Source organism: Roseovarius aestuarii (assembly GCF_019966515.1).
GTDB classification, from domain to species: Bacteria; Pseudomonadota; Alphaproteobacteria; order Rhodobacterales; family Rhodobacteraceae; genus Roseovarius; species Roseovarius aestuarii.
In genome coordinates, this window is the sequence record NZ_JAIMIB010000010.1 from 156,277 (window position 1) to 162,874 (window position 6,598).

General features: G+C 54.2%; 7 protein-coding genes and 1 pseudogene. 3 read left to right on the plus strand and 5 right to left on the minus strand.

All coding sequences use genetic code 11. From position 1 onward, the window contains the following. Positions 1 to 98 precede the first annotated feature (98 nt). Entirely contained in the window at positions 99 to 920 is an 822-nt protein-coding gene (locus tag LC334_RS13565) for a DUF1194 domain-containing protein (RefSeq protein ID WP_139836399.1), read from the plus strand. Positions 921 to 1,037: 117 nt separating this feature from the next. Here the strand turns inward: LC334_RS13565 and LC334_RS13570 are convergent, their stop codons facing one another. The 3 genes from LC334_RS13570 to LC334_RS13580 form a co-directional block, all read right to left on the minus strand. After that, positions 1,038 to 1,313: an IS3 family transposase gene (locus LC334_RS13570; protein ID WP_085800790.1), complete on the minus strand. Its 276-nt coding sequence runs from the start codon at positions 1,311 to 1,313 to the stop codon at positions 1,038 to 1,040. A gap of 74 nt (positions 1,314 to 1,387) precedes the next feature. Beyond that, positions 1,388 to 1,675, minus strand: a complete 288-nt coding sequence (locus tag LC334_RS13575; protein WP_085800789.1) for a transposase — start codon at positions 1,673 to 1,675, stop codon at positions 1,388 to 1,390. Between the two features lie 47 nt (positions 1,676 to 1,722). Next, positions 1,723 to 2,184 carry an EF-hand domain-containing protein gene (locus LC334_RS13580; protein WP_223412994.1) on the minus strand — a complete coding sequence of 154 codons (462 nt, stop codon included), beginning with the start codon at positions 2,182 to 2,184 and terminating at the stop codon, positions 1,723 to 1,725. Positions 2,185 to 2,595: 411 nt separating this feature from the next. Between LC334_RS13580 and LC334_RS13585 the strand changes: the two genes are divergently transcribed. Continuing rightward, the gene (locus tag LC334_RS13585; protein WP_085800788.1) at positions 2,596 to 3,090 is read left to right on the plus strand and encodes a hypothetical protein; all 495 of its coding nucleotides are present in this window, start codon (positions 2,596 to 2,598) and stop codon (positions 3,088 to 3,090) included. A gap of 56 nt (positions 3,091 to 3,146) precedes the next feature. Here LC334_RS13585 and LC334_RS13590 read toward each other — a convergent pair whose 3' ends face one another. Further along, complete coding sequence (locus LC334_RS13590; RefSeq protein WP_085800938.1) at positions 3,147 to 3,581, minus strand: c-type cytochrome; 435 nt, start codon at positions 3,579 to 3,581, stop codon at positions 3,147 to 3,149. Positions 3,582 to 4,133: 552 nt separating this feature from the next. Between LC334_RS13590 and LC334_RS13595 the strand changes: the two genes are divergently transcribed. Further along, positions 4,134 to 5,891 carry an ABC transporter ATP-binding protein gene (locus LC334_RS13595; protein ID WP_085800787.1) on the plus strand — a complete coding sequence of 586 codons (1,758 nt, stop codon included), beginning with the start codon at positions 4,134 to 4,136 and terminating at the stop codon, positions 5,889 to 5,891. Between the two features lie 269 nt (positions 5,892 to 6,160). On the opposite strand, the pseudogene LC334_RS13600 reads toward LC334_RS13595, so the two are convergent. Beyond that, positions 6,161 to 6,598 (minus strand): annotated as a pseudogene (locus tag LC334_RS13600) (MFS transporter); the annotation flags it as partial.

The following is a 6,598-nucleotide window of genomic DNA, read 5'->3' on the forward strand; positions in this document are numbered from 1 at the left end:
CTCTTACCTTGGCAGAAAGAGGTTTTCTGGGGCGGCAACAAAAGCACTACGTCAAAGAATTTCAGAGGGTGATGCCGTTTTGGTAGAAGGGGTGTAGGTTGTTTGACGAGGGGCAGACTTATCAACCTAAGTATAGACTCCCACTCCGGGCGTTCTCGAAAACTGGATTAGTTTTAGTGGCCGGTCGAGCAAGCCGTCGTTTTTTCGACGTCTTTGTGGTGACGATTTTCCTTGCCTCAATGACGAGCTCTGCTGCGGCAAAAGACCGGATGGAGTTACACTTGGTGTTGGCCATTGATACGTCCGCTAGCGTCAATGATGTTGAATTCGATTTGCAGCGCACCGGCACCGCAAATGCCCTGCGTTCCAGCGTCGTTTCAGCAGCAATTGAGCAGACACCTGGCGGGGTAGGAATCGCGATTGTGCAATGGTCCAGCGTAGCGCAACAAGTGTTGGCTTTGGACTGGGTTGAACTGCATACCATTGAGGACGTGAACGCCTATGCAGATATGGTAGATGACATGCCGCGTATATTGGGTGGCGGCGGTACCATGATCCATACGGGGTTGGATTTTTCTGCCAACGTATTGGAGCGCGCGCCGGGACAGGCGCGACGTCAAGTGATTGATATTTCGGGGAATGGCAAAACCGATGATCCAAAGCTATTGTTCGAATATCGGCGCAAGCTTCTATCACAAGGGATTGTGGTAAATGGGTTGGCTATTGAAGAGGATGACAAAAAACTGACCAACTACTTCGTCCTTCATGTGATCGGGGGCGCGAATGCGTTTGTCGTAACAGCAGATGATTTCGATGAATTCGCTGAGGCAATGGAGATCAAGTTGCTTCGCGAAATTGGTGATGTGGTTTTCTCAATGCAAGACAGCGGAAAGGCAAATCAAATAGTGACGCGCCGATGACGGCTCGTTTCCGTGTTGGTTTTGTCCGCTTGAGGCGATGATCGCCGCCTTCGCTAAACGCGGATAGATAGCATCTGTAGCATCCTAGCAAATACTCGATCTGTCAGAAAAAAACACCTAGCGCGTAAAAGCAGGATTCCACACTCTCTTGCAAACGACTCCAGTAAACCGGAAACGGCTGAAACCAACCCCAAGCTGCAGGCCTTCTTCGCCCCACAAACGTTCGACCTTCTTGTGATTGACTTGCCAGCCTTCCATCCGCAACAGGGCTGTGACCTTCCTATAGCCATACCAACCATATTGCTTGGCCAGACGGATCATCGCCAGGCGCAGTGCATCATCATTCGCTGGCTTGGGCTGATATCTCAGACTGGACCGCGCCACGCCAAGCACCGCGCAGGTCCGGCGCTCCGAGGTATCCAGCTTTTGCCGGGTGTGAATGACCGCCTGACGAAGCTGTTCCCGCGTCAGGCCTTCGGCTTTAAATGATCCAGGCTCTCCTTCAGGATCACCTTGTCGAGTTGCAAGTCAGCGACAATCTTCTTCAGCCGATCATTCTCCTTTTGCAGCGCTCTCATCTCTACAAGCTGAGGTCGCCCCATGCCGCCAAACTTCTTGCGCCAGTAGTAATAGGTTTTGTCCGATATCCCCGCCTTGCGGCACGCACTCACGACATCCGATCCATCATGCAGATGCACGTCTATCTCGCGCAACAGCCTCAGCGCGTCCTCATCCGAATACCGCTTTCGAGCCATCCCTCATTTCTCCTATGCCAGACAAATAGTGGCACAGTTTTACGGGGCTAAGACACGTTCATCTCTTCAGGCGTAACCTGACCATTGCCATCCGCATCGAGATGCTGGAAACGGTCCACCATCATTTCGCGTATCATGGCGCTGTGCAGGGCCTCGTATTCCGAGATTGATAACGTTCCGCTTGCATCGGCATCGTATTGCTTCAACTTCGCCTGAAGTTGTGCGCTTGCCTCTTCCGGGGTGACAGTTCCGTCACCATCCGCGTCCAGCATTTTTTGCATCGCACCGCCCATCATGCCTTTCATCGAATGCCGGTCCTTGTTTGGCATCCGTCCGCGCATGTCGTGATGGTCTGCTTCATGCATCTGACTGTGCATGTGGCGCATCATGTCCATCATATGGGCATGATGGTCATTCTTGCTGTGCCCTTTATGCGATCCTGCAAAGGCTGCGGTTCCAAGGAAAGCGCCTGCTGCGAGCGAAACCGCAATGATTGTTCTATACGTCATGGGAAACGCCTTCGCTGTTTCGAGCGGGAATTTAGTTCGAGCCGTCAATTCGATATTTGATCTGACACAAGAATAGCTTCACGTTTCCGTGAAACTGGTTTGCGGGTTGCACTCCAAGGCTTGCCAAAGAGCTGCAACGATAGGACCGAACTCAACGTCGGCTCTGGGCAAGAGGCCAGGGCAAATGTTGCGGACGCTTCAGGTCGATCTGCGCCTTAGCGGCTGACACTAAAAATTGCATGAAGAACTGCGAATAGACCCTTACGGTCTCCGAAAAGCCATCTATTCCCTCAACAGACTGCCCAAACAAATGCCTGCCTTCTTGAAGGTTGACACTTATCAAAGATGATTACTTCGAAATCATCTATTCTGATCACTGGTTGATTTTCACACTGCACGGATGTTTGGAACATGAAACAGTTTTTCCACATTGGCATAGCAATCAGCGTTGCATTCTGGGCAGTGTTCCTGAACGCCCAGCAGTCTGATCCGCATCTGATCTACGAAGAGAACTGCGCCGAATGTCACGTGCCGCATGCCGGAGACTTTGTTTCCGACAAACTGGTTGCGACTGATGATGGCCTTGCAGGAAAAGCCTCTGGTCGCCCCGTCATTGATTATCTGAAGGCAGGACACGGTAAGTTATCGGACCAGGAAATCGACGTGCTGATAGAGCAGTTCGAGTTCATACAAGGCACCGGACGCCTGTTTAAAGAAAAGTGCATTATTTGCCACGACAATGCTGCCAAATTCGCGCGCCTCAAGCTAATTTTGCGCGACGACATACTCACAGGGCGTTACACCGACAGAGATGTCGCAGAGTTTCTGTTGCAGCACGGAAGGCTTGACGCATTTGAGGCTCAAAAGATGGTTGAGGTTCTCAAGCGCCAACTTCAGGTAAGATAGTCCTTTCGTCAGTTTTGTTTATTTGAGAACATCATGTTGTTAGACAAACCGACATTTCAATTGTGCGGCGGGTTTCTGGCTGACTGGATTTCCTGAATGCTCGCGGGCCACGTGGAGCGGATATAGGCCAGGATATCCCAGATTTCTTCGGCAGAAAGCGTGCTTTTGAAGCCCGGCATCCCACTTTTGAAATTGGTGATCCCTCTTTCCGCCAGGGCTTCTTCTCCTCCCGATGCAGTATAAGAAAAGAGCAGCTGATTATCGTGATGCCAGGTGTGCCCCGACGCGTCATGAGGAGGTGCTGGCAATATGCCATCGTCGTTCTGCGACCTCCAGTTTGGTTGACCCTCAAGTTTCACGCCATGGCACGAAGCGCAGTTCTCTTGGTAGAGGGTCTCGCCCTGAAGCAAATCTCGACCGTCAAATTCGTGACCTGCGACAGCTTGAAATGGGATCAAAAGCGCGAACAAAGCTGCAAGGCGTAACGTCATGTGGTCTCCATCCATTCCAAATTTGTAAAGCTTTTCAGATGTTGTACGTCAAGATGTGGTTTCGACAGCAGATTGCAGTATTGCTACCTTTGCTCCCCTCTCTGTTCTTTGCAGCAATTGTCAGACTACATCGGGTTGCTGTCATTAGTGGGATTGCAGCGAATTTTCGCTTTGGTACGCAGTTCTTCCGTACGTCAGACCAAAATGCTGCGCTTTGAATCAATGTCTGGTTTTGGGAAGCAGACAAGTCGATTTTTAGCAGAGCTGAATGGCAACTAAGGGCCGCAAATATGCCAAGCACCCATGTTTTTCGTCCGTTACGCTTGACTTGGACGCTTTGCCGGCAGTACCACATGCGGAATGACGCCGTATTGCAAGGAGGGCGAAGATGATAGTCAGCATACGTTTCCTCCCGGGCCGCTCTCGTTTCGGAGCCCCCGTATCCTGACAGTATTGGGCGAATGCCGCCCCAGAGGTCAGTAGCAATCGTCCAACCATCAGACATCTTTTCAATTGAATTTAGGGCGCGGCGTCATTGTCCGCGAACGTTTCATGTCCCGCATTTTTTCCAATGGCGCATTTGCGCGCGTTCTGACTTTTGCCATGCGTTTGTGGATGCGCAGGTGCGGCCTCGTTGTTGCGCTGTTGTTGCTCGTCCTGGCCTCGACAGTCGCCGATATCGCTATCCCGCTTGTCACGGGGCGCCTGATCGCCGCCGTTTCCGAAGCAACCTCGCCCTGGAGCGCGTTTGGACTGCTCCTCGTTCTGGGCGCAGTGTCTATCGCTGCGAAAATCCTCAGCTATTTTGCGATCATAGCCCTGACAGTTCCGACGATGCGCGTGGCCGAGGCTGAAGCTTTCGCACATGTGCAGCGCCTGCCGGCCGATTGGCATGCAAGCGCCTTTGCCGGGTCGACGGTGCGGCAGATCACCCGCGGCACCTGGGCGCTTGATGACATGGCGGACGTGTTATTGCTGGCGCTGCTGCCGTCGACGCTGGTGTTGCTGGGCACCGTTGGCACACTTACCGCCTTCCGATGGGAGGTCGGTCTTGTCGCCGCTTTGGGTGCACTTGTGTTTTTGGGGCTTTCCCTAACGCTCACGCTTTTCTGGGTTGCTCCCGCCGCGCGGCTGTCGAACGCCCAGGACAGCCGGGTCTCGGGTGCGCTTGCAGATGCAATTACGTCGAACGCCGTGGTGCGGGCTCATGCGGGCGAAACACGCGAGGACGACCGGTTGGGGCGGGTTCTGTCCAAATGGGAGCATCGGACTCGGCGGACATGGCGGCGCGGCACCTGGTCCGGACTGGCTCAGGATCTGTCGCTTTGGGGTTTGCGAGCCACCGTGCTGGGCGGTGCTTTGCTGGCATTTGTCCGGGGTCTCGCAGGTGCCGGAGAGATTGCCTATGTGGTCTCGGCCCTTGGAATGCTAGACGGCTACCTGCGGCAGATCGGCAATCATGTGCGCCAACTCCAGAAATCCGTGAACGATGCTGAAGAACTGGTTGATCTGATGTCTGCCTCGGCCGAAAGGGACGTGGCCCGCCTTCCGGCTGCGGCCTTGGCGCCACGCGCGGCAACACTGGCGTTCGATCATGTCGACTATGGCTACGCAGGGGCACCATCACCACTATTCAATGATCTGCATGTCGCAATACCTGCTGGTCAAAAAGTGGGGCTGGTCGGTCGCTCGGGCTCTGGCAAAACGACATTTGTCAAACTGATCCAGAGGATTCATGAAGTGACCGCAGGTGCAATCACGCTGGGTGGCGTTGATATTGCACAGGTGCCGTTGGTGGATCTGCGCCGTCACATCGCGCTGGTTCCGCAAGAGCCAATCCTGTTTCACAGGTCACTTGCCGAGAACATCGCCTACGCACGCCCTGGTGCTACGCTGGCGCAGGTACGCGAAGCCGCAGAGCGAGCGGGTGCTGCCGATTTCATCGCACAGCTGCCCAAGGGTTACGGGACCGAAGTGGGCGAACGCGGCGTAAAGCTATCCGGTGGTGAGCGTCAACGGGTGGCGATCGCACGCGCTTTCCTTTCGGACGCGCCGGTTCTGGTGATGGATGAAGCAACGTCTTCACTCGACTCCGAAGCGGAGGCGCGGGTTGCCGACGCCGCTGAGCGGCTGATGGTAGGGCGCACGACCCTGGTCATTGCGCACCGGCTGGCAACGGTTGAAAAGATGGACCGTATCCTCGTTTTCGACCGTGGTAGGATCGTGGAGGACGGCACACCATCCGAGTTGATGGCACGCGAAGATGGTCTTTATCGGGCGCTACGCCAGCGCCAAACGCTTGCGGCCTGAATGCTTGACACAGCTCATAACAGAAGGCGGCGCACTGACGTTAGTCGGTGCGCCGTTGCGTGAGACAAACGGCGTTTCGAGCATCTGCAGTGGAAGTTTGCTGCGTCCGTTTGGGCGAGTTCATTAGAAACGCCAATTTGCTGCGCTTTGCACGAATGGCGGGTTTCGCGAAGACGGCCAATCAATACTCCGCGCGGTCGAATGTCGGTTAAGGGCCGTCCAAGATGCGATGTTATTACACACCACGGGTAACTTTGTAGGCCCGAATATCACGAGTTGCTTGCAAGCTCCTTGCTGATAGCCATAGCGCAGAAGGCTGCCACGAAGCTTGAAAGACATATCGTGGAGGCGGCATATGCGAATTCCGCATCTGCGAGAATGGCGACTGTCGCAATGCTGCCAAGTCTTGCGAAAGTGATATCCAAACTTGTCGAGACAGCACTCATACCTTTCGGTGCGAACTTCAGTACTAATTGCGTGGACGGTGCGTTGCTACAGGCCAGAGCCGAGCCGACGAGAACCGATGACAGGATCAGGAGCGGGAAGTTCTCATTGCTGTATGAAAGCAAAAATCCGGCGACTATAAGGAGCGGCGTGGCAAGCATAATCATTCGTAGTTGGGGTCTATCCACCATGTTTCGCAACAGAGTACTTAAGCCGGAGAAAGTCAGCCACATCACTGACAGCACCAAGCCGACGCCGGCAGT

Bases quoted from the DNA above. Each gene is read 5' to 3' on its own strand.
- LC334_RS13575 (WP_085800789.1), bottom strand. From the start codon at position 1,675: ATGGCTCGAAAGCGGTATTCGGATGAGGACGCGCTGAGGCTGTTGCGC.
- LC334_RS13580 (WP_223412994.1), bottom strand. From the start codon at position 2,184: ATGACGTATAGAACAATCATTGCGGTTTCGCTCGCAGCAGGCGCTTTC.
- LC334_RS13595 (WP_085800787.1), top strand. From the start codon at position 4,134: ATGTCCCGCATTTTTTCCAATGGCGCATTTGCGCGCGTTCTGACTTTT.
- LC334_RS13590 (WP_085800938.1), bottom strand. From the start codon at position 3,581: ATGACGTTACGCCTTGCAGCTTTGTTCGCGCTTTTGATCCCATTTCAA.
- LC334_RS13585 (WP_085800788.1), top strand. From the start codon at position 2,596: ATGAAACAGTTTTTCCACATTGGCATAGCAATCAGCGTTGCATTCTGG.